This is a genomic window from Sphingobium sp. CECT 9361 (assembly GCF_918741285.1).
GTDB lineage: Bacteria > Pseudomonadota > Alphaproteobacteria > Sphingomonadales > Sphingomonadaceae > Sphingobium.
The window spans coordinates 1-23,870 of record NZ_CAKKNC010000020.1 but is presented as its reverse complement, the minus strand read 5'-3'; the positions used below and the strand labels follow the sequence as shown (position 1 = coordinate 23,870).

The following is a 23,870-nucleotide window of genomic DNA, read 5'->3' as shown; positions in this document are numbered from 1 at the left end:
GCCATATGCGATGCATCCGCACAAAAAGCGCGATCGCGTTGGCCGGACAAATGTCTGTCTGCGATATCCTGACCTGAACCAGCCAACGCAGCTTTGCTAGAAATCATGCCGTGTTCGGCATGATCTGGAATTTGTCGGCCTAAGAGGAGTCCTCTGTGCTTTTCTTCGATTATAGCATGGCTATGATCATGCCTCCCAAGAGATCCGGCGGCGCGCCGCGGGCTTTCATCCACCCATAGATCCCCGAATGGCTGTGAATGCGACAGGGGGTGTTGGCGCACCCCAGCGCCTCGATCTCCTTTTCAATACGCATCATGAGGGAAACAGGGGAAGGCAAAACACTCGAGGCCTGCCTGCATATTTCTAAAGGCGCGTTTATCGCTTCAGCCGATACCCGCACAGCTGGGACATATCCTGTGGAGATAGGATGGCGCAGCGCAACCGGGTTCTGCAGCGGAATTTTTGCCCGTGGCATATGGCTGCGTACGCACATTCTGCACAGGCCAGATTCTGTTTGCAGGATCGATCCGCTTTTAGCTGCGTCGCGCCGGAGTGCAGTGCGTCGATAGGAGCAAGCTTTCCCGGCAGGCGGGGGAGCGCCGCTACCCCAATCGATACTCAACCAATGTTCCTGGAGCAGCTTGGTCAAGTTTTTCAAACGGTTAACGCGCAGGAAACTATGTGGCGCAATCGCGCGATAAGACAGATCGCCTATTTATAAATCCACGGCAGATGGTTCCAATCATCTTTCTTAACACAGAAAATATCGGTCAGATTAAAATTGGGAAATAGCCCGTTAATCAGATCCATTGATGGTTCTCGTGCTTATCTGCGATAATAATCGTCATACTAAATTGAAGTGTAAGAGAAAAAATATTTCAATTTAAAGGTTCAAAGTACATTTTTTCAGGGGTGGTATAATGGTTGGTACCGTAATTACATTAAATGCGGGCGTAACGGAAGCCGATATACAAGCGGCGCTCAATAGCCTGCCCTCTGGAGGTACACTCGTACTTCCTAAAAATGCGACGATCCTCATTAGCAAAGGGCTTTCGCTCAACGTCGAAAATCGCTCGATAACTCTCGACCTGAATGGGTCTACCCTCCAGCAGGCAGCGGATACATCCGTCATCACCGTGGACGGTCGCATGGCGGCCAGCGGCGCGGCGCAGCTGGGCCATGATGGTTCAGGTGCGCTGACGGTGTCCTACAGCGGCGCTGCGAAGGTCTCCGTAGGCGATTATGTCAAGATCTATTCAGACGACGTTCTGTCCAACGATCAGGGGGCGGCGACCCGCCTTGGCCAGGCCATGAAAGTCGTGGGCGTCAACGGTTCGACATTGGTGCTTGAGGGCGATCTGCTCTATGAAGATCAGTACAAGACCAATGTCCGGGCCTCGGAATTCCAGAGCGGGACCGCCGTTGTCACCAACGGCACCGTCCGTGGCGACCAGTCTCATCCCAGCTGGAATGACGCGTTGGTATCGGCGCGGTCGACGATAGGCACTCAATTTGATCATCTCACCGTGCGCGACGGCAATTCGATGGGCATCAATTTCGTCAATAGCGTCAATGGCCTCGTTACGCAGTCCTCGGCAATCAATCTGACCGATGATACAGCCAATGGCCATTATGGCTACGGCGTTCACTCAGCCAGTTCGGTGGGCACCACCGTCAATGGTTTCTATGCGCAGGCTGTCCGCCACGGCGTTGACGACAATGCCGTCGGGCTTTCAGCGACCCACGTCGATCCATCCAAATATGGCGCTGATATCGGCCTTACGGCCACCAATGTCGTTGCGAACGGTACGACGTCTTTTGCCTTCTCCTGGCATTCGGAGGGCCGTTTTTCGACCTATTCCGACTCTGTCGTCTTCAATAGCTTCGGCGTGCTCGGGGGGCGCGGCACCGATAACAGTTTCCAGGATATTTCCGGATCGGGCAATAACAAGGGTATCTTGTTTTTCGAATATGGCGATGGCGATGGTCGCCGGATCACCGTCGACAATGTGAACCTGAAGGAAAACAGCGGGTACGCCTATTTCAATCAGAATGCACCGACCGAAAACACGCTTTCCAACAGCGTGTTTGAAATCCTGACCAACAAGGTCACCATCAAGCCCGACAGCACCGGCGTCACCATGACCAACAACAGCCTGAAGGTGGGCGCTTTTGCGACGGATGAGACCATCACCGGCGGCGACGCAGCCGATCGCCTCCTGGGAGGCCTCGGCGTCGACACCATTCGTGGCGGAAACGGCAATGACTATATCTGGGGCGGTGCCGGTGCGGATCTGCTGACGGGCGGCGCTGGACAGGATCGCTTTGCCTTCCATGCGCTTAGTGAAGCAGGCGACATCCTCACCGACTTCAAGGCAGGGACAAGCGGCGATGTGATCGACCTTTCGGTCATGGCACGGCAACTGGGCTGGAGCGGCGACCTTCTTGCAAAGGGCTATGTCCGCTTCACAAAGTCGGGGACCGACACGCTCCTTCAGGTCGATTCAGACGGCGGCGCCAACAGTCTCACGACTCTGGCCACTCTTAAGAACGTTAGCCCAACAGCGCTGACATCCCACAATCTCTCGACAGACATCGTGGTGACGGATTATTCTCAGTTGCCCGACAGCACCTCCGATGGGCCTTCTGTGGGCACTGACCCTTCGGGCGGGGCGGTGTCGATCCCTGCACCTGTACCTGCCGCTCCTGCGCCAGTAACGACTGAAGTCACTGCGAAAATAGAAATGGGCGGAACTGCCTTTTCGTCTCTTACCGGCTTCAACAAAGTTTACGGAACCACCGGTGTGGATACGCTTGTCGGAACGGTTAAGGCTGATCTCATCATTGGCGGAGCGGGGGCCGACAAATTGATCGGCGGGGATGGCGACGATATCCTCTCCGGCGGATCGGGCGCTGACTTCCTGCAGGGCGGCGGCGGCAAGGATACCGCAAGCTATGCCGATGCCGCATCGGGTGTGGTTGCGAATATCGCCAGTGCATCGCTCAACATGGGAGATGCCGCTGGCGACAAATACAGCCAGATCGAAAATCTGACGGGCAGCAGCTTTGCCGACACGCTGACTGGCAATAATTCCATGAATATACTGATCGGCGGGGCAGGGGACGACAGGCTCTTCGGTATGGATGGCGTCGATAGCTTGACAGGTGGCGTTGGCAATGACTGGCTTGATGGCGGGCTGAAGAATGACATATTGGATGGCGGCCTCAACAACGATCGCCTGATCGGTGGAGACGGTTTTGACACCCTGACTGGCGGGGCGGGGGCAGATATTTTCGTCCTCGACCCCAGCTTCAAGCGAAGCTTCGATACCGTTACGGACTTTGCTGCCGGCACCGACAAGATTGGACTTGCTCATCTTGGCCTTGCCAAAATGTCGAGCGTGGCCTTTGAGGTTACCTCCAAGCTCGTAGCAAGCAGCGCTGCACCGACGCTTCTCTACAGCGACCAAACCGGTGCTCTTCTATGGGACGCCGACGGCAGCGGAAGTGGCGCGGCTGTGCAGATTGCCCAGTTCCAGAACAATCCAACCTTGCATCTTTCAGACTTTTTTATCGTCTGACCCTAACACAGAGCTTTCTGTCCAAGGGTGCGCCGCGGCCTCTAACGGGTCGCGGCGCGCGCCGTTAAAGCGATCGACCGCGCGCCTGTCGCTGCCTTCGCCTGCTATCATGCCGCTATGCAATGCATGGGGCGCTGCTTTGCAAAACGGGAGAGCGGCCCATCACCGCAGCGGTTACGGGCTTCAAACACCGGCGAACGCATAAAGAGCGTTCGGCATTCGGCCTTTGTATCATGACGAGCAGGCCGACGGTCTTCGCACGCACAACGCATTATCGCTGGCATTCCAAGAGTGTGACAGGCACTGGCTTGCGGCATGCACGGCAATCGATCTACGATGGAAAGAAGCGAGATTGTGCAGGCCGGGGAAACACAATATTTATCGCATAACCGTTGGCATCCTAGCGTTGCTCTGGATAAGATGGTTTCGGTCATTATCGAATTGGCAAGGTCAGGAACGGCCTCTGGGCTATGGAAGAACGGGAACCAATGTCGATAGGAGCGAATATCTTGGCTTGCCGAACCCAAATAGTCCTGTTGACGACGGCCAATGTTCTGGCGGACCGCGACGACGATCTTCGTCGCTTGGTTCAGTCGGTGGACGCATTCCGCCAGAATTATCCCGATGTGACAGTAGAACACCGGATGCTGTTGCAATGCTGCCATGACATTGCCGCAGCCTGCATTCGCTTCGGGTTCCCCCGCGACATGATAGTAACGGCCAGCCCCACACAAGTGCCGCTCTCTGTTGCGCGCAACATGATGCTCGACGCCTTGCTGGCCACCGATAGCCTAGCGCTCGCCAACGCTTTGGTGGCGTTCCCCGACGACGACGCCTGGTTCCCGCCCGGCGTTCTTGAATATATTTATGACAGGTTCCAGACCGATAGCCGTCTGGACTTCTGGTTCTGTCGCTACGGATCTGCCGCCGGCATGCCATCGACGATCGATGAGAGGCCCAGTAGCCTGCAGGATGCGATATCGAGAGCCTCTTCAAACACGATTTTCCTACGTGGGCGTATTTTGAAGACGATAGGCGGGTTCGATGAGTCTCTCGGTTTGGGGACAACGGCAAAGAGCGGAGAGGACACGGAATTTGCGATGCGTGCATATTTTGCATCGCAGGAGGTTCGTCATGCACCCTATCGCATGATCGGACATCGCGACTTTGACCCATCCATTCGTGCCAAATATTTCCCAGGAACAGTGGTCGCCCTGGGACGATATGCGTGGACGTCCCCGCAGGCGTGTTTTGCCTTCGCGCGCAAGATCCTGGTAGGCTGCGCCTTGATGATCAAGCGCGAATTGTCGCCCTTCGATTTCCTGCGCGCAGGGCAAATGTACTTTACCAACAAAGCTGCGCCGAATTCTGCTGAGGCCTTGGGCCGCCCAAGCGGAGTGCAGCGTCCTCGACGATCCAACCTTAAGGATAAGCGCCGCTATGCGTAGTCTGAACCAGCTCCAGTGGTTGCAGAGGTTGCTGCATAAGATCCGTATCGGCTTTTATAACAGGTTCTGGGGTATGGACCTTGACCCTACGGCTAAGATTTCACTGACCGCCAAGCTCGATCGGACATATCCCAAGGGTGTTCACATCGGACGGCATAGCTATGTGACCTTCGGTGCGACGATCCTCACGCATGACCGGACGCGCGGCATGTACGCTGACACGAGGGTGGAAGAGAACTGTTTCATAGGCGCTAGGGCGCTTGTCATGCCTGGCGTTACGATTGGTCGCAACTCGATTGTCGCGGCTGGCGCAATCGTGACGAAGGACGTGCCGCCATATTCTATCGTGGCGGGAAACCCTGCCAAGATCGTAAGGACGGATATCAAGGTCGGTCGCTATGGGCGCTTTTTAAGTGCTGACGCGCCTTCGGGCTATAGCAAAGAAGAGCACGCCGAAATACACGCCGGCTGAGCAACCGAACAGCGAGTGGAAGCATTGTGATGGAACTTCGTGGCGGCTACCGTAACTGGCTTTTTATACTCGCCTTTCTTGTTCTTTTTGTATCGACGACATCGTTTCGCGTTCGCGACTATGCTGACAAATCGCTCGACCTTCAGACGGGCTTCAAGCTGGCGGGGATTGCCGTCACGCTTCTGCTGCCGTTGAGTGCAATCCTGGCGGGGCGGCTTCGAATGTCGACCGGCTTGCTGCTTGCCTGGCTGGCCTTCTTGCTTTCCCTCGTCGCTTGCTCGGTGAACTCGCCTCAGATTTCGGTATCCATGACGGACAGCCTGGCCTTCCTGGGGTGTTTTCTTTTCTGCATCTGGATGGCAGAGCGATTTGGCGAGACAAATACCGTCTCGTTGCTGATCGTGACAGTGGGCCTGATTTCCGTCATGTCGCTCGTGACTTATTATGTAAGCCCCGACCTTGGCCGAATGCACGCATGGTTGGGGAGCGAATTTGGTACCAACAATCGGATAAAGGGCATCGTGGGGTCGCCCAACGGACTTGGTTCCATGACGTCGATCGCACTGATTTTTACAATTCTCTATTACAACGCAATGGGGCCGACCGCGCGCATGCTGGCCCTGCTATCGGCGCCCTTTGCTCTTGTCTGCCTCATTATGAGCGACAACCGGATGAGCATGCTGACGCTCCTGATCTGCGTCACGATCTGGCTTGCTGCCAAGGGCAACAAAGCGGTCAATGTCTTGGTTTTGGGCTTAGCAGGCCTGTCGTTGCTGCTGGTTTTTCTGTCTGCTCCCGACATGATCCTGAGCGGCCTGTCGCGCTCGGGCGACGTGGAGGAGATCGCTACGGGTACGGGACGTTCGCAGATCTGGGCGGTCGTGCTGGAAATGATAGGGCAAAAGCCACTGTTCGGGCATGGCTATGCGTCGTCGACCTTCATTCTGCCCACAGATCCTCGCCTCTTTACGGTCGCGGCGCACGCCCACAATATGTATCTTGAGATCCTTTTCTCCGGCGGGATCGTGGCGTTTGGCTTGTTTCTAGCCGCCCTGGCGGCCACATTGTATCAAGGCATACGCTTTCGTTGTTTTGAACCGTTGATCCTCCTTTTCTTCTTCCTTTTGCGCGGAATGACAGAGCCTACACCCTTTAGCGGGCTGCCCTCTATCGGCGGCTATGTCTTTTTTCTGTGCGTTGCGTTTATCGCGTTGCGAAGCCGTGCGGCGCATAGCGTGGAACACACAGCTGCGCAGACAGAAGCGGCGATGCGCCTGGCCCGCTACCGCGCTAATCTGAAGCCAACCCGCTAGCCGCAAGCAGATCGCTTCTCCTGCGTCTCACCGTTTGGGTGAGGGGCGATAGCGCAATCCTGCCGAGCCGGCGGGAACAAAGTCACCTTGCGGCGGCACGCCTATATGCATCTCACCCTTGATAGGTAAGGCGGGAAAGGTGATCACGCTGTCGGAACGCGAGAGCTTCGAGGCGCATTTGGATTTGGTACTGGGCGTCGGCCAAGCGACCTGATCGGCGCGGCGCTCCTGCCGGGGAGACAGGTAGACCTGGTCCAGGCTAACCTGCGCTGTCAATGTGCAGTCTGCCCAGAACAGGTAGCCCCCATTGCCGCCATTAGCGCCCGATGACCAGATCTGAGGGTCTGTCGAGCGCAAGTTTACGCGCCGCAGGCTTATATCCTTAATCTGACCCTTGAGACTGGAGAGCTGAATGCCCTGATAGCCAGTGATCCCGGTCAGCCCATTGATGCGCAAGGATCGGACCCCGCCCCAAGGCTGGAGAATGTCAGCATGCCAGCTGTTTTGAAAGCCGCGCAGTCCTTCGACGCGGATGTTTTGTAGTTGGACTGTGGCATCAGGCGCAGCGACGACTATGGCATCGAACTCGGTGTTCTGCGGATTGTCGACAAGAACCCCCTCCACATGCACCGTTCCTGTGGCGCCCTTGATGAACAGTGCGCGACGTGTCTTGTCATCGGATGGGACGGAAATCTGTCCGCCCATTATGACGACATTATGCCCCCCCATAAGGACCGTTGCGCCCATTTTGCGTTCGGGCGGGAACTGGATGATGTAGTCCCGCGCCGGATCCATTTTCGTCACGGTGCGCCCGCTACCAAGACGGATCGTCTCAGGCTTGGACAGCGCGGGAGGCTCAAGATTGCCACCCGGGTGCGGAGGGGGGGACGCACCCATGGAGGACCACACAGCCGCGGCCATTGCCAGAAGAAACAGCATAAGTATCAAAGCTCCAACAAGGGGCATTCTGGACCCGGTGGGGTTCTGCAGAGCCATCGGCTACGTCCTGGCAGCGAAGGCATTTAGGCGCGCGCTGGCTTGCTTCTGCAGCCCCTCCCATTGGCCTGCGGCAGATGACAGACTGGTGACGATATTCATTGCTTGTAAAATCCAAACCTGATGGAAGAGGAAATTCGCAGACAGGGATTGCATGTCAGGAGGACGCTATCGTCCAACCCAGGACTCCTCCCAAACGGGCAGGGCTGCATCCAGCGCTTTTGTGTACGGCCGACACGATAGTCCAGTCTTCTTCCGGGTGGCGCTGTCATGAGGCTTTCAAGGCTCTCCTGTCGAGCGTGCGCGCGACGCGCTAAGGTGTCAACAGGGGTTGGGGACCCTAAACGACAAGGCGTGCACATAAAGTGGTAAGCACTGGATATGGGATTGAGGGGGGCGTGGTCTGCAATCTGCGTCCCATTGCAAGACTGACTCGCAAACGCTGCAGAGACTACAGTTCTACAATGGTCATCGGTTCCCACTGTTGCTCTGTGTTGCTCGCAGACCGAAAGCCTCGCCGAGATGAACGGCGAGGCCCTTCGTAATTTCAGACAATCAGCAAATCGCCCATCGTCAACACGCCACCGCCAACGACGTTCACCTGAATTAGGAAATCAGTCTTGAAGTCGTTGTTGACGTCGATCTTCACAAGATTATGCCCGGATGTGTGTGAGAGGCTGATACCAGAACCTTCGAAGGCTATCAGATCGATCTTGTCTCGTCCAAGTTCGAAGTCTGTAATCTTATCGCGGCTGGCATAGTTGAACCCCAACTCGCCCTTCGCGAAGCGGAACACATCGTCCCCGCTTCCCCCGATCATAATTGCTGCGCCGCGCGCAGAGATAATGTCGTTTCCGGCTCCGCCCGACGCAAAACTGCCTCCGATGACGATGTCATCTCCGTCGTCGCCGTAAGCGCTTGATCCATTAACTGAATCGTTACCAGCACCACCTTTGGCAACCGTGCCGCTAAAAACCGTGTCATTGCCATTGCCTCCTGATGCTTCGCCAAAAGCAGAAGACACTATGTCATCACCATCCTCCCCTTTGGCAAAGCCAGAAAACGACGCAACGGTGTCACTGCCCGCTCCACCGTAAGCGTTTGTTTCCGAATAAACATCGTCATCGCCCTCACCGCCGAAAACATCGCCGGAAGAGGATAGTATGTCGTTGCCTGCATCACCGTGAACTGCGCTCAGCATGTAACCGTTGATGAAATCGTCTCCCGCGCCGCCGTGCAAGACGCCACTGCGCCCTTGGTTACTAACGGTTTCGAGATAGAAGCTGTCATTTCCGGCTCCGAGCGAGAAGGTCTCTATAAAGTCCCGGAACGTGAATATGCTGATGTTATCATCGCCATCGCCACTCAAAGCAGCAATAGTTGGAGGAAGATAGTCGGGGCCCTTCTCAAAAATCGAGATATCATAGCGTCCGTCGACGAGGTGGGTATTGTTGCTGTAAGTCAGAGTGCCAAACTGGTAGATTTCAGTGTTCGTGATGACCGTCATACATCCTCCATGCGCGCTTTAGGCAATTCCCAATGGTCACGATAGTGGTAGGCCACTCAAATAAAAGTCTTTTTTGGGCGGATGTGGCGATGGCGTGGGCGCCCAGCTGGTAATTCGCGAACGCCTCGCCAAGGTTTGGCGTCCCCCCGGGTTTTTTGAACTTTTCTGCGACCTTGATTTGCTCGGCTGCCGCGCTGCTCTGCGGCAGCAGGATTCACCGCCAACAAGCATGAACCGCCAAAGAACCGGTAAATTCACTGCCGCTCAGTTGTGAAGTCGAATGCGGTGCAGGAAACGCCTCCAGGTCATTTGCAGTAAAATGTTGACAAAACAGAGGTTTAGCACTTCTATATGGATGCCCGAAACGGGGGCGTTCGTGGTCGATAATTGTTGTGGAAGATGACGTACTGCTTGGCAAAATATTATGTGAATGTGTGGAAGATTTGGGGTTTGAAGTTGCGCAAGCTGGAACAGACGATGCTGCATTCATGATGATCCAAGCTGGTCAGAAAATCGATCTGCTTGTGACAGATGTGTAGATGCCTGCAAGTATCGATGGTATCGTTGGCTTGCCAAGTGGCTACAGCGCAACCGCGTGCGCAGATTATAATCATGCCGGGCCATTTTCGATACCGAGACACGGCCAGTCATGAGTTCCCCGGCTTTCTTCCAAAGCCATTCACAGGCAACCGCCTTATGACGATGATCGAGAGCGTAATGCCCGATCGTTTGTTACCCCAGCGCATCGCTTCCGGCATTCCAGATCAACCAAATCTGTCGGAACACCAAGCGAGTCGCTCACGGAACGAGAACACACCGACTTTGCCACAAGACCCAGAGTGGTCCAGGACGGAGAACTAGGCAGTGGCAAGCGAAGTAATGGTGATCGAAGACAACCTGCTTCATAGAAAGCTTTATGGGGCGGTGCTGCGTGCTCATGGGTATGATCCAGTCGAAGTTGCCGATGAACGAACCGCGGTGGACGCTGCTGCGAACGCACGACCAATTGCAATCATTGTTGACGTCTTCCTTCCATCAGTCGATGGCAGAATCATAATTGCCCAGCTGCGGCGGGACGTTCGCACATGCAGTATACCCATAGTGGCTGTGTCTGCGGCTGCCATTGGGAGCATCGCGCAAGGCTGTTATTCTGCCGGGGCTGACCGCTTCCACGCAAAGCCTGTACCTATGTTGGCCATTGTTAATGACATCGTTGAGTTATCCGGATTCAAACCCTCCGACCGCAGGACATGAGGTGTAGCCTAGATCAACTTGCAGCCGCTTTGCGTACCAGAGATTTTCGATAGAACACGGACTAATTCGGTGTGCTGCTCCGTTTGGGTCGGCTGCGGGTGTATGGCGGTAGGGCGAGCAAGATGGCAGCCGAAACCTAAATATCGTTGGCGATTGCCAGGTTGATTCCAATGCCTTCGCAATCATGGGGTAAGAGGCTCACCCCTCTTGCCGCACCACGGCCATTAAGGGCTTATTGTCTCGGCAAAACCACGAAATACCGGCTTTCTGTCGTCTCCACGGTACATGGGGATGGAGCAAAGTGGGAATGTCGCTGGTTGGAAAATACCTCTGAATGGGAAATGCCAAACGCGCATGAAACAAGCGCGTACGTTCTAAGGACCGCGCGACTTCACGCTTCGAAGAAAGAACTAGCCGCAACCCTGTCAGGTGCGACGGCGTGTATCGCGCAATGGCCCACCCGGTTTGGATTATCGCGTGGGCCATTGCACCATCTTCTACTTTACGCTCCCGACTAGAACAGGACGATGTCCGATAGTGTAAGTTGCGGCGCATTGGTCAATTGCGCCACCTGTACCGGGGCATGCCATCCTTTGCCGTCGTCATCCCACCACAGGCTTCCGCTCGCCGAGTTGTAAAGCAGGGTCGGATCACCCGAAGTTGCTGCAGGCTTGCTGCTGCTGACAAATGCCATGTCCGAAAGGCTCGCTATGCCGAAGCCAGAGCTAAGGCCAATCTTGTCGACGCCGTGCTGGAAATCGGTGATGGTATCGACGCCATCTTTGGGGCTGTTGAGGATGAATTTATCGGCATCTGTTCCGCCGGTAAGCTTATCATAGCCGCTGCCACCGATGAGCAGGTCTGCGCCAGTGCCACCGGAGAGTGTGTCGTTCTGCGTGCCGCCCTCCAGACGGTCAGCGCCGCCGCCGCCCAATAGAGTGTCGACACCGGCCAAGCCGTAAAGGACGTCATTGCCCTCAAGACCGCTTAGAAGATTGACGCTTGCGCTACCCGTGATCTTATCGCCAAATCCACTGCCTGTGAGATTTTCGATCTGCCCGAAACTGTCGCCGGCGGCATCGCCTGTGTTGAGCGACGGTGTGCCGAGATTGACCGTCACCGCTGCCGCCGCGTCGGCATAACTCACAGTATCGCGGCCCGAGCCGCCCATCAGAATGTCCGCCCCACTACCGCCTGCGAGCACATCATCCCCTTCCATCCCGCTTATCCAGTCCTTGCCGCCAGCCCCTACCAAGAGGTCCGCCGCGCTGGTGCCAAGCAAGGTGTCGTTGTCGTCAGAGCCCTGCTGGTAGGCCAAGCCGCTCTGATCACTAAAAGCGGGTGGCAATGCACCAGGCCCCTGCGGCTTGGAGATTACATTACCCACATAATTTGCACCATTGTTGGTGACGATGATGTCGGTCGATGTGTTGGCTGCGGTAAGCGCGGAAGCGGTGACGCCTTCAAGCGTAGCGATCGTCGTATAGCTGTCCCCGCCACCGTTGGCATCGATTTGAAGCAGTGTGTTCGTGCCCGACTGGACATAGCGCACATGCCCGCTAAGGTCGTCCCAGTTGAGTGATCGGGAGATGACCGACAGGTCTATGACGTCGCCTGACGCGCCGGCCTGAAAGTCCTTGATCACATCGCCAGCCTCTGCCACCCCCTGATAAGCGAAGCGGTCGACTCCGCTGCCGCCTGTCAGAATATCGGCGCCAAGGCCGCCCCAGATATAGTCATTTCCTGCCTTGCCATCGATGGTATCAGTGCCTTTTGCACCAAGGATCTGATCGGCGTTACCGGTCCCTGTAATGACCTCGTCCGTTGCGAACGCGCCGATTTTCAGCACCGTGTCGGTTATCGATGTGCTCGGATCGGTCGGGGCGATCGTGACCTTGTTGGTCAGAATCTCGAAGACGCTGTGTGAGATGCTGTTATCGATGGCGTTGTTCTGCCGATAATAGGCATAACCGCTATTTTCTTTGAGATTAACGCTGGAGACATCGATCCGTCGCCCGTCTCCATCGCCATATTCGAAGAACACGATGCCGCGACCGTTGCTGGCGCCTGAAACGTTCGAGAAGCTGTTGTCCAGTCCGCGACCGCCAAGCACACCGTAGCTGTTAAACACAAGGCTGTCGGTCACGCTGTTGAATCGGCCTTCGGAATGCCAGGAAAATGCATAGGCTGTGGTGCCGTTTGCAATGACGTCCGAGACCTTCATGCCGAAGTCAGCGCCATATTTGGAAGGATCGACATGCGTGGCGGTCAAGCCGACGGCGTTGTCGTCCGTCGCATGGCGGACTTTCTCGGCATAAAAGCCTTCAACGGTGGTGCCAACAGAACTGGCAGAGTGAACGCCGTAGCCATAATGGCCGTTTGCCGTGTCGTCGGTAAGATTGATGGCAGATGATTGCGTAACGCGACCGTCTACCGCGTCGACAAAGTTGAAACCCATCGAGTTGCCGTCTCGCACCGCAACATGGTCGATCTGCGTGCCGATGGTCGAGCGCACCTCCACCAGAGCCTTCGTCCAGGTTGGATGGGACTGGTCACCGACGATCTCGCCATTCTTGATGACAGCCGTCCCGCTTTCATAGGCTGAAGCTCTCACATTGGTCTTGTAGAGACTTGCATAGTGTAAGTCGCCGTCCAGCGTCAGCGTTGTGCCGTTGACAGCGGTGACTTTCATTGCCTGACCGAGCCGCGTGGCAGCGCCCTGATCGTTGGGCAACACATCGTCGGAATAGACTTTGACATAGTCACCTACCGAAACACTGCCTGCATCTGCGTATTTCACGGTAACTGCGCCCGAGGCATTTTTGCCAAGCACCGCAGAAGCACTGGCTGCGTGACTGCCATCGACGGAGAGGACCGTGATATCGCCCGCCTGCTTGAGCGTTGAGCCGTTCAAGTCGATCGTGACCGACCGGTTGGTCACATTTACGTCGAGACCTGTCGAGAGAAGGAATGTCTTTCCCTTTGGAAATACAAGAGTATCTCCATCATTTAAGGACGAAATTGCCGATTGTATCCCTCCAGCCGTGATGCTGGAAGACAGGTATATTGTATTTGCCATTATATTCCCACCCGAATGCACCCTTGGTGCTTAAAACGACGATGGAGACGCGACCTCCATCCTAATCCATATTCGGTATAGTTCCCGCTGTATATCGTCATTGGTCGCGTAAGCGACCCGGCCTGCCGTGTTCTTCGAGGAATATTTGGAACACGTATGATCTTGAGCCAGATCTTATTCAGTGACCGTAATAACTTCTTTGTTATATTGCTGAAGCCATTTGGGAGGGCTCTTGGATGCGGCCAATGCAGCCGAAGCCGATCGTCTCGCCGGTGCCATCGGACGAGTCCGGTTCCTCTTTCTGCCGACTGTCCCTCATAAGACGGACAGGGTGGTCATTGCCTTAGGGTTGACATATCGGGTGCGAAATCCCTCAGCAGCAGAGGACGGATCCGGACGGCTAGACAGATGACGGTTGGCCAGAACAAGGTGTTGATTATATCGCTCGTCGTGTCGGGCCAGCGCCATGATCCAAAGTGCAGGCGGTCCATGACTTCGTTTCCCAGTTCGGAGAACGCAACGCAGCTAAGAGGCACGAAAGTGCCAAGCGAGCGCCGGGAAATAACGCGCGCGAGCAGCAGAACGGCCATGCCGGCATGAATGTGAAGGATCGTGTCGGACATGCCGGTTCCGTCTCCGATCCATTCGATCAGGCGATGATACATGTCTGGGATGCGCATCTGGGTCTTCTACCGGCTGACTATGGAAATACAATGAAGGTGAACATGGCTTTACCACGCCTTGTAGCAATTCTTGCCGTCCCATGATCCCGCGCGCCAAGAAGGCGGCAAGCCGATTAGGGACGGGTGGGCTGCCTGATAATAGTAAATGGTCGGGCAACGGTTGGGCATTACGGCATCGGGGCAGGCAGCACGAGTGATGCGCCGCCGGGAGCTACCCAAAATGTGCGTTGTCGTGGGCTGTCCCGGTACAGCTATGGTGTGAGATGCGGGCGAGTGTGCAGGACCGGCTTTTGCGTTCCTGCGTCTTAGCTTCTGCAGAGCGTTATGCGCTTTCTCTGGGATTACCCATATCAGGTTTCGAACGGGGTGCGCCAACTTATGGGTCGAAGTGTGCTTTGCCATTCATGGGGGGAGGGTTCCTGCATGGGCGCTGACGGTGTGCGCACTTGGCACCAAAAAAAGCCCGGCGTTTCGGCCGGGCTTATTTTGCAGTACTACCGTGTTCCAGGTTGTGATCAGACGGGGCTGATGGGATCCTGGTTGGTTATGCGATAGAGGAGCGATCCGAGGGTCTTGCTGTTCTGCTTTGCACAGGTTGCAGCGTCTGCGGCTGAACAGCTGACCGAGCGGTTGAGGATCTCGGTGAGCTGGCGTGCGGTGGCGCGCTGGTTAGCGGGCGTGAGCTCTGGGTTGGCCGTTGAAGTCGCGATGCGGAACTGTGCGGCTTTGAGCGTCTTGTCTGCGGTTTTGAGGCAGGCGGCATCACCGGCGCATGCAGCGACCTGGCTCTTGTAGGTCGCAGCGGCCTTTTCCGTGGCGCGATAGATGGCAGAATAGTTCACCGAGGTTGTAACGGCGCCTGCCAAGGAGGGCATAACAACCAGAGATGCTGCGGCGCATGCCGCGAGGTAGCGTGACAGCTTCATAATCGTATCCCCTGTTTTAGGTAAATCGCTGTTAACCCGAATCGAGGGTCTGTTGCAAGTGCGTAATATGCAATCATCCCTTATGACATAAAGGATTATTGTATCAGTACTGGACAGGCTGGAGTATTGGCTGACGGATCGTTGCAGTACCGTACAGGAAGTGATCGTTTTTAAAATAGAGTTCCCTTCTGCACTGCAATATGGCTTATACGGCGCGAGTGGTCTGTGACCGGCTGGTTTTACAGGCGCAAAGTCGAGCGGGATGTGTTCTATGAGTAAGAGGGGCTTGGGAATGCGTCTGTCGGTTGGCGCGCTCATGCTGTGCTGTGCAGCAGTGCTGGCCGGATGCGCAACCTCTGACGTTTTGCCGCGTGGCGAACCGGCTTACGCCCTGATCGGCGACCCTGAGAAGGGCCCGCTCCCCGTAACCGACTACAGGATCAGCCCTTCGGACACGATCTCCATTACGGTATTCCAGGAGCCTGACCTCAGCCTCAAGGAAGCGGTTGTCGAAGCGTCGGGGCATATATCTATGCCGCTGATCGGATCTGTCCAAGCGGCAGGCCTGACGACAGCCCAGCTTGCCAGCGATCTTGAGCAGCGCCTGGGCGCCCGATATCTGGAAAAACCGCAGGTCTCGGTGATCGTCAATGTTGCGGTGTCGCAGCAGGTCACGGTCGAAGGCAATGTCATGCAGCCCGGCAGCTATCCTGTAGGAGGGCGCATGACGCTGCTGCGGGCGCTGGCGCTGGCGCACGGCCCCACGCGTGTCGCGGCCCTCGATGAGGTCGTGGTGTTCCGCATGGTCGGGGGCAAGCGCATGGGCGGCCTGTTCGACGTCAATGCCATCCGCAAGGGGCAGGCATCGGACCCGCAGATCGAAGGAAATGACATGGTCGTTGTCGGGTTCAATGCCGTTAAGGGCGCCTATCGCGACTTCCTGCAAACGGCGCCTTTCCTCAACGTGTTCAGGAACTTCTGACATGGTCGACATGGCAAACCCACCGCGGTCGGCAATCGACCAGCGTCAATCTGGTGAGCGCTATTATGACGAGGCGGATGCCGGTCGCGGGATGACCTTTGCCGATCTCTACCAGCGCTTTGTCTGGATCGCGGGCGCTGCCTATCGCAGCCGTTGGATCGTGCTCTCGATCCTTGTTGCAGCACTGGTACTGGGCGCTGTCGGCACGTTGCTGATGACGCCGCTTTATACTGCGAGTGCTACGGTACAGATCGACCAGCAGACCGAACGTGTGCTGGGCACTGAAGACCAGGATGCAGGCGCCGCCTATCAGGATGCCGATCGCTTTTTGGAAACCAACATCCAGGTTCTCAAAAGCCGGGCGACGGCGGTACGGGTCGCACAAAGCCTCAATCTTTTTGCCGGCACTGACTTCATCGAGATGATGGGCGCTAAACTGCGTGTGCCAGCAGGTGCCAATCCCGAGCAGCTTCGCCGGGAAACCGTGCTGGACCTTCTCGACAAGAACCTCAATGTCGACCTGCCACGAAACTCGCGGGTGGCGAGTATCGCGTTCAAAAGCCCGGATCCAAAGCTGTCCTCGCGTATCGCCAATGCGTTTGCGGAGAACTTCATTACCGGCAATCTGCAACGCAAGTTCAACAGCACCTCCTATGCGCGCTCGTTCCTGCAGAAGCAGCTGGTTCCGGCGCGCGAACGCCTCGAAGCATCGGAACGCCAGCTGGTCGTCTATGCGCGGCAGGCAGGCCTCATAGACACCCAGCAAGGCAGCGATGAGAAAGGGGAGGGGCAACCCAACTCGGTAACGGTGTCCAGCCTGGTTGCGCTGAACTCCGCTTACGCTAGCGCCACGGCCAACAGGATCGCAGCGGAGCAACGCTGGCGGGTGGCGCAGAAGACCCCGGTGGGCGCCTTGCCGGAATCCTATAGCAACAAAGCCATCCAGGATCTTTATCAGGCCAAGGCGGAGAGGACCGCTGTTCTCCAGGATGAGCTGAAACGCCACAAGGCCGATTATCCGACCGTCATACAAGCCAAAGCTGTTATCGCCGAGCTTGACCGGCAGCTTAATGCCATGAACGGTGCCATCCGCCGCTCGATCGTCGATCAATATGACACCGCCCGCCAGCAGGAGGAGGCGCTCGCTGATGCGGTCGAGGACATGAAGAAGGCGACGCTTGAGGAGCAGAGCCAGTCCATCCAGTATAATATATTGCGCAGGGACGTGGACTCCAATCGGTCGATGTACGAAGCGCTGCTGCAGCGCTTCAAGGAGGTCAGTGCCGCTTCGGGTATTGCCGCTAATAATATCTCGATCATCGATCGTGCCGATCCCCCGCTGAAGCCGACCTCGCCACGGCTTGGCATCAACTTGGCCATCGCCGTGCTGCTGGGCCTGATCGTCGCGGCCGCGGCGATCATCATACGCGAACTCTTCGATGACCGGGTGCAGACAGGGCCGGACGCCGAACGCAAGTTCGGTCTGCCGACCCTGGGGGTCATCCCGCAGTTCAAAAATGGCGGGGCGATAGATCTGGAACTGGAATCCCCGCGTTCAGCGACCAGCGAAGCCTATCATTCGGCCGCCATAGCCGTGCTATTGAGCAGTGCGGGTAAAGTGCCGCATGTCATCATGATCACAAGCGCCCAGCCAGGCGAAGGCAAATCCTCCAGTACCATCGGTCTGGCTAATGCGCTTGCCCGACTCAACAAGCGTACCTTGCTGGTGGAATGCGATCTGCGGCGACCCTCGCTCAGAAAACGCCTTGCCGAGATCCAGGCCAGGGCGCCGGTCCCGGGCCTTACCGAATATCTCACCCAACAGATAGAGCAGCCGCCTATCACGACCCATTCCAAGCTCCGGTTCGACTATATGCTCGCCGGGTCCATCCCGCCCAATCCGACCGACCTTCTTGGCTCAGGCGCATTTGCAGCGATGCTGCACGACCTCACCAGCCGCTACGATCACATCGTCCTCGACGGCCCACCGATCCTGGGGCTCGCCGACGCACCGCTGCTCGCTTCGCGCAGTGACGTCGTCCTGTTCGTCGTCGAAGCCAATCGCAGCCACCGCGGTCGCGCAAAAGCTGCCCTCAATCGCATCCGCAGGTTCGATACACCCGTCTCAGGTACCATCCTCACAAAGGTCGATATCAGCAACCGTATGGGACTGGGATACGACCTCGAATATTATAGCTACTGACTATGACGGCCCAAACCCCATCCGCAGTACCCCATACCGTAATTAAGATCGGTATTACAGTTATCGCGGCTCTCTGGATCGCTGGGGCGGGGCGCTACTATTGGGATGATCGGATCGCGCAAGATCCGCAATGTGCCTCCCTCGCACATACGCTGCTGTACCGCAGTGAAACTTTGGCAAAACGTGCCAACCAATGCGTGGGCGATCTCAAACTGCGCGAAGCAACAGTGCTCGCGGAAGCGGCGCTTAAGCGTCAGCCCTTTAATCAACTGGCACTTGCTGCCTTGGGTTCGGTTGCCGACCTTGAGGGGGATCAAAAAGGCGCCGACGCTTGGATGCGTGCTGCTTCGCTGCTCGGTCACCGAGATTACAGCGTGGAGACATATTGGCTCGAGCGTGCGTCTTTCTCGCAAGATCCTTTTCAGCAGGCTCAACGCTTAGACGCTCTGTTCAGAGCGGGTTGGGCCAATGATGTTCTTGCCGAGGAGGTTCGTACACTTGAAGCATCGTCGGCAGGCCGTCGAGCGTTGCTTCCATTGGTCAGCAAAACGTCTCCGTGGACCAAGGCATTTTTGACAAACGTGGGCCAGCTCTCCGATCAACAATTGATGAGTCGCCGTGCTCTGTTTCTTGATGCGATGCATGCAAAACAAGGATCAGGTGGCGCGCAGGTACTGGATCTTGCGACCGCTTCCCCTGCGATATCTGAACTTCAACGACGGGGTTTGAGCGATGAAGCTTTGCTCCTTCGCGGGGCGTTCAAACCTTTCAGTCGTAAATCCTTCGTAAATGACAGTCAGTTTGCTCTGGCAGATAAGAACAACGGCCCCTTTGACTGGAAGTTGATTGCCAGTCCCGGCCTTGAGGCATCGCTCCTGAAAAACGGTTCTCGCTCAGCGGGGCTGCACGTAAGAACCGATGCACCCGGCCGATACGAGATTGCGCAACAGGTGATACAGTTACCGGCAGGATCGTACAGGGTTCAAGCGACGGGTCGCGCCAACATGGGGGAGAGCGCGGCGGGCGCAAAACTTGTGGTAAATCTTGTCTCGTCGACGGACAAAAGTCATTTGGAGACGCTGGCGCTGCCAGTGCCTGTGGCCAATCGCCTGAGCTCGGTTTCCTTCGATGTGCCCAGCGCCAAGCGATATTATTTGCTGGTGCTGTCCCTCGACACGCTTGATAGCGCCCAAGCTGTGGACATCGATCTTACCTCTGTCATGATCGCACGCGATGGAGGTGCCCAATGAAGACTTTTGGGCTTGATTTTTACCTCGCCAGCGGACTGGTAGCTGCCTGCTTTATCTTGGGCGGCAGTGCGAGCCGACCCGACTTCGAGATGGGGCTTAGCATTCTGGCCATATTCTGCTTAGTCGCTTCCATTTGGGTTGGAGAGGGGCGTGGCCTAAGAGATTTTTCGGTAGGTTGGGTAATCGGTCCGATAATCGTGCTCTACATTCTTCAATTGCTGCCTCTGCCAAGCGGCTTTTCGTCAGCGCTGGGACAGCTTTCTGGCAGCTACCCGCAGGCGAGCTTTTCGTGGCGGCCGGTGACGCTTTCCCCAGATGCAACTCTATACTCCCTCCTATCTCTGGCACCTGCGCTTGTGCTTATGTGGCTCACAGCTGCGTTAAATCGCGATGAACGCGCTTTGCTCATCAACACCGTGCTAGTGCTTGCAGCCTTCGTTGCATTCGTCGGCATTGCCCAAGCTGTCGGCGTCATACCGTTCAATCTTTATGAGTTTTATCATCCTCGCGTGGCTGTGGGCCTCTTTGCCAGCCGCAATCATTTTGGCGATCTATTTTTGTTGGTTACGCCGCTCCTCTTTGCCAACAAAGCCCGCTGGATCGAGCGATATGGCTTGTACCGTGCCCAAATCCTTTTGCAATCGCTGCTTCTCCTCTATCTTGCCGCCGTCGTTGCATCGGCATCACGCGCCAGCATAGTGCTGTTTCTCATTATAACCCTTGGAAGCTATGGTACGGCACTGCGCAGCGATGTGCGATGGCGCGTTTTGGCCATTGGCGTTCTGGCATCGTTGGGCGGTTGGTTGCTGCTTGCATGGTTACCGGCCACGGGTGTGGTGAAAGTTGCAGCGGACCGTTTCCAGGTCGCGGATGAGGCACGGTGGGACATTTGGCAAAACAGCCTCCGGGCGGCGAATGCAGTTTGGCCGGCGGGGGCTGGTTTAGGCAATTTTCGGATCGCTTATGAGGCTGTCGAACCCGTTAGCGCGATCACACCCTCCTATATCAACGCAGCACATAACGAGTATCTTCAGTTTTTCGTGGAGGGCGGCCTGTTCGGGATCGTGACCGCCCTATTCATTGTGCTCTTTCTTTTGGCAGCAACGATAAAAAGACGAAGAGAGGGGCTGGCCACCTTCGCGCTTTTCGGCTTGATCGGGACGCTGGCGCATTCAACGGTCGATTACCCTTTCCGGGTAATAGGGTTAAATGCTCTGATCGGCTTCCTGTGCGCTCTGTGCGTTACAGTGCCTCGAAGAAGCGCAAAGCGCCAGCGACGCAGAGAAGCCATTCACTAAAGCAGCGCGCCGGATTTTGCAGAGGAGATGGTTCTGAAGGCTTTGAGCCGTATAGCGCTGAGGACGCCTACCGGATGTCTTCGATTCCTACACCCGATATACTTCTAACCGTCGTCAGAATGCGGCATTTTGTTGGATCGCAGTGTCTGCCAGTCCAAGCAGATCCGCTTCGAAGCGGGTCAGGATCGCCGACTTGCTCCACCGGTCCTTGGCTCTTTGGCGCGCGGCCTCTCCATAGCGCCGCCGGTCGATTGGGGAGTCGAGCAAGCTGGTAATAGCATTCGCGAACGCAATGGCATCGCCAGGCGGGACAACCACGCCACAGTCTTCCACTTCATCGGCCAAGCCAGTGCCATGCGCTGCAGTGGCAACGACTGCTCGTCCGGAGGCAAGCATATTGGTAAGCTTGGAGGGAAGCACGAGATCGGCGGCGTCAGCGACCTGCGGTAAGAGATGCACCGAAGCAATGCTCAGCAGTTCGCCAAGGCGTTCCTTAGGCTGCAGTCCATAGAAACGGATATTCGAAATGCCTTCCGCGCGTTTGACAAGAGCTTCGCGATTGGCGCCGTCCCCGCAAACAATAAACAGCAGATCCTCCCGATGCTGCAAGAGCCGCGCTGCCTCCCCGATAATCTCAATTCCCTGCTTGTTTGCAAGATTGCCCGAGTAGAGGGCGACATGCCTGTCGCCCAAGTCCCATTCCTTACGGTAGGAAGAGGCAGCAGCGCTCGCGCCGATGTCCTCCACATTCGCCCAATTGCGAAATTCCACGACGGGCGTTGCCGTTTTCGCGCGAATCTTGTCCCGCATTTGCGGGGAGATCGTGCTCACCATATCGGCGAGGCGCAACGCGCCCGCTTCGACATAGCGGGCGAGGCTGCCCAGCTTGCTTCCTTCTTGCATCAGTCCCATCGCGAAGGCCGCTTCAACTTCGAGGTCCTGAATATGAAGCCACATTTTCGCGCCTCCAACCCATGCCGCGAGCCGCGCAACGGGCGCGGAGAGCAGGGACGGCGCGACAGCAAGTACGATGTCCGCCTTCATCCGCCGAGCCTGCAGACATGCTGGTACCAATGCGGAGACGGCAAAGCTTAGGTGATGCAAGATGCGCTTAATGCCTGAAGGAAGGGCAGGTACATATATGGGACATCTGGTAATCCCTACCTCATTCTCTCGGGTGCGCTTCCACCCTGCTGCGGTATAATCTGCGTCCGTTTTCCAATAGGGGTAATAGGGCTTTCCGGCGACAACATGCACATCGTGTCCATTTGCCACCAGTGCCTCCGCCATTCCCGTCGTATAGGGGCCGATGCCCACCGGCTCAGGCGCGTAGTTTAGCCCAACGATCAGGATTTTCACGCGCCCAGCCTAGCTTCCTGTTCGATGAAACGTCCATAAACGTCGGCTATGCCTTCGCGCAGACCGATTGTTGGGGTCCAGCCCATGGACTGAAGCTTGTCTCCTGACATCAATTTCCGAGGCGTTCCATCAGGCTTCGAAAGATCCTGGGAGATTTCGCCCTTAAACCCGACAACGTCGCACACAAGCTTGACGAGTTCGATGATCGGAATGTCGTCTCCTGAACCCACATTGACATGTTCGTCCTGCGAGTAGCGCCTCATCAGGAATATACAGGCATCGGCAAGATCATCGACGTGAAGAAATTCGCGGCGAGGGGTGCCTGTTCCCCATATTTCCATCGTCGGTGACTCGCTGGTCTTTGCCTCGTGGGCCTTGCGGATAAGCGCGGGCAAAACATGGCTCGAGGCAAGATCGAAATTGTCGCCAGGTCCATAGAGGTTGGTAGGCATGGCGGAGATAAAGTCGCAGCCATGCTGGCGACGATATGCCTGGCATAGCTTGATACCTGCAATCTTTGCGACGGCGTACCATTCATTAGTCGGTTCGAGCGCACCTGTCAGTAGTGACGCCTCCACAATTGGCTGGGGTGCCAACTTTGGATAAATGCAGCTCGAGCCCAAAAACATCAATTTCTCGACGCCGCTGCGATAGGCGGCCTCGACAACGTTGGCTTCAATCATCAAATTATCGTAGAGGAAATCGGCAGGATAACTATCATTGGCGAGAATGCCGCCAACCTTTGCGGCTGCAAGAAATACAACATCGGGCGTTTCGCGGGCGAACCAGGTCCGGACTGAGGCTTGATCCTTGAGATCCAGTTCAGCGCGGCTCGCGGTAACAATCGTGCAGTTTTCGGCCGCAAGACGGCGAACAAGAGCTGAGCCCACCATGCCGCGGTGGCCTGCGACATAGACCCTTTTGCCTTCCAGCGCGAAAATGACTTCCCCAGTCATTGCTAAATACCTTTGGCTATGGGAGCCGTCTCCATAACGATCAGATCGGCTTCAACCATTTCCCGGGCCAGCTGACGGATGGAGGTTTCATGCTCCCATCCAAGCTTCGTTTTTGCCTTTGTCGGATCGCCTAGCAGCAGGTCCACTTCCGTAGGACGGAAATAGCGGGGGTCCACTTCAATCAGGCACCGCCCTGTTGCCTCGCAATAGCCTTTTTCTTCAGCGCCTTCACCTTCCCAGCGCAACGCTATGCCGACATCTTCAAAAGCCCATTCGACAAAGGTTCGCACCTTGGTCGTTTCGCCGGTGGCGAGGACATAATCATCCGGCTCGTCATTCTGCAGCATCATCCACATGCCACGGACATATTCGCGGGCATGGCCCCAGTCGCGCTTGGCATCAAGGTTACCAAGCCACAGCTTTTCCTGCCGACCCAGCTTGATAGCCGCAGCCGCGCGCGTGATCTTGCGCGTAACAAAGGTTTCGCCTCGCAGCGGGCTTTCATGATTGAAGAGGATACCGTTGGAGGCATGCATTCCATAGGCTTCGCGGTAGTTCACCAC

At 56.4% G+C, this 23,870-nt stretch carries 18 protein-coding genes; 10 read left to right on the top strand and 8 right to left on the bottom strand.

Features of this window, described 5'->3' with window-relative positions; translation table 11 throughout:
* Positions 1-920 precede the first annotated feature (920 nt).
* The 4 genes from LQ220_RS24950 to LQ220_RS20305 all read left to right on the top strand — a co-directional run bounded on the left by LQ220_RS24950 (position 921) and on the right by LQ220_RS20305 (position 6,814).
* Entirely contained in the window at positions 921-3,581 is a 2,661-nt protein-coding gene (locus LQ220_RS24950; protein WP_290369071.1) for a calcium-binding protein, read from the top strand.
* 509 nt (positions 3,582-4,090) lie between these two features.
* Complete coding sequence (locus LQ220_RS20315; protein ID WP_230189944.1) at positions 4,091-5,029, top strand: glycosyltransferase family 2 protein; 939 nt, start codon at positions 4,091-4,093, stop codon at positions 5,027-5,029.
* Positions 5,022-5,501, top strand: coding sequence for an acyltransferase (locus LQ220_RS20310; protein WP_230189943.1), 480 nt, complete (start codon positions 5,022-5,024; stop codon positions 5,499-5,501). Before LQ220_RS20315 ends, LQ220_RS20310 begins: the two co-directional genes overlap by 8 nt.
* 29 nt (positions 5,502-5,530) lie before the next feature.
* On the top strand, positions 5,531-6,814 hold the full coding sequence (locus LQ220_RS20305; RefSeq protein ID WP_230189942.1) for an O-antigen ligase family protein: 1,284 nt from the start codon (positions 5,531-5,533) through the stop codon (positions 6,812-6,814).
* Between the two features lie 27 nt (positions 6,815-6,841).
* Here LQ220_RS20305 and LQ220_RS20300 read toward each other — a convergent pair whose 3' ends face one another.
* Both LQ220_RS20300 and LQ220_RS20295 read right to left on the bottom strand, forming a co-directional pair.
* Positions 6,842-7,753, bottom strand: coding sequence for a hypothetical protein (locus LQ220_RS20300; protein ID WP_230189941.1), 912 nt, complete (start codon positions 7,751-7,753; stop codon positions 6,842-6,844).
* 604 nt (positions 7,754-8,357) lie between these two features.
* Positions 8,358-9,317: a hypothetical protein gene (locus LQ220_RS20295; protein WP_230189972.1), complete on the bottom strand. Its 960-nt coding sequence runs from the start codon at positions 9,315-9,317 to the stop codon at positions 8,358-8,360.
* A 392-nt stretch (positions 9,318-9,709) separates the two neighbouring features.
* Here LQ220_RS20295 and LQ220_RS20290 point away from each other — a divergent pair, with 392 nt between their 5' ends.
* Entirely contained in the window at positions 9,710-9,856 is a 147-nt protein-coding gene (locus LQ220_RS20290) for a hypothetical protein (RefSeq protein WP_230189940.1), read from the top strand.
* A 340-nt stretch (positions 9,857-10,196) separates the two neighbouring features.
* The gene (locus tag LQ220_RS25095; RefSeq protein ID WP_354958297.1) at positions 10,197-10,571 is read left to right on the top strand and encodes a response regulator; all 375 of its coding nucleotides are present in this window, start codon (positions 10,197-10,199) and stop codon (positions 10,569-10,571) included.
* A 514-nt stretch (positions 10,572-11,085) separates the two neighbouring features.
* On the opposite strand, the gene LQ220_RS20285 is transcribed toward LQ220_RS25095, so the two are convergent.
* From LQ220_RS20285 to LQ220_RS20275, 3 genes are all read right to left on the bottom strand, one after another.
* Complete coding sequence (locus LQ220_RS20285) at positions 11,086-13,650, bottom strand: calcium-binding protein (protein WP_230189939.1); 2,565 nt, start codon at positions 13,648-13,650, stop codon at positions 11,086-11,088.
* Between the two features lie 335 nt (positions 13,651-13,985).
* Positions 13,986-14,330: a hypothetical protein gene (locus tag LQ220_RS20280; RefSeq protein WP_230189938.1), complete on the bottom strand. Its 345-nt coding sequence runs from the start codon at positions 14,328-14,330 to the stop codon at positions 13,986-13,988.
* Between the two features lie 518 nt (positions 14,331-14,848).
* Complete coding sequence (locus tag LQ220_RS20275) at positions 14,849-15,259, bottom strand: hypothetical protein (protein WP_230189937.1); 411 nt, start codon at positions 15,257-15,259, stop codon at positions 14,849-14,851.
* A 271-nt stretch (positions 15,260-15,530) separates the two neighbouring features.
* Here LQ220_RS20275 and LQ220_RS20270 point away from each other — a divergent pair, with 271 nt between their 5' ends.
* From LQ220_RS20270 to LQ220_RS20255, 4 genes are read left to right on the top strand one after another with little or no spacing between them, the layout of a single operon-like run.
* Positions 15,531-16,241 (top strand): polysaccharide biosynthesis/export family protein, encoded by a 711-nt coding sequence (locus tag LQ220_RS20270; RefSeq protein ID WP_230189936.1) that lies wholly within the window; start codon positions 15,531-15,533, stop codon positions 16,239-16,241.
* A 1-nt stretch (position 16,242) separates the two neighbouring features.
* Entirely contained in the window at positions 16,243-18,444 is a 2,202-nt protein-coding gene (locus LQ220_RS20265) for a polysaccharide biosynthesis tyrosine autokinase (protein ID WP_230189935.1), read from the top strand.
* A 2-nt stretch (positions 18,445-18,446) separates the two neighbouring features.
* Positions 18,447-19,694 (top strand): hypothetical protein, encoded by a 1,248-nt coding sequence (locus LQ220_RS20260; protein WP_230189934.1) that lies wholly within the window; start codon positions 18,447-18,449, stop codon positions 19,692-19,694.
* Entirely contained in the window at positions 19,691-20,992 is a 1,302-nt protein-coding gene (locus LQ220_RS20255) for an O-antigen ligase family protein (RefSeq protein ID WP_230189933.1), read from the top strand. Before LQ220_RS20260 ends, LQ220_RS20255 begins: the two co-directional genes overlap by 4 nt.
* Positions 20,993-21,106: 114 nt before the next feature.
* Here LQ220_RS20255 and LQ220_RS20250 read toward each other — a convergent pair whose 3' ends face one another.
* From LQ220_RS20250 to LQ220_RS20240, 3 genes are all read right to left on the bottom strand, one after another.
* On the bottom strand, positions 21,107-22,351 hold the full coding sequence (locus LQ220_RS20250) for a WcaI family glycosyltransferase (RefSeq protein WP_230189932.1): 1,245 nt from the start codon (positions 22,349-22,351) through the stop codon (positions 21,107-21,109).
* On the bottom strand, positions 22,348-23,307 hold the full coding sequence (locus tag LQ220_RS20245) for a GDP-L-fucose synthase (RefSeq protein WP_290369070.1): 960 nt from the start codon (positions 23,305-23,307) through the stop codon (positions 22,348-22,350). The genes LQ220_RS20250 and LQ220_RS20245 overlap by 4 nt, the downstream gene beginning before the upstream one ends.
* Positions 23,308-23,309: 2 nt before the next feature.
* A partial coding sequence (locus LQ220_RS20240) for a GDP-mannose 4,6-dehydratase (protein ID WP_230189931.1) occupies positions 23,310-23,870 on the bottom strand: 561 nt, incomplete at its 5' end.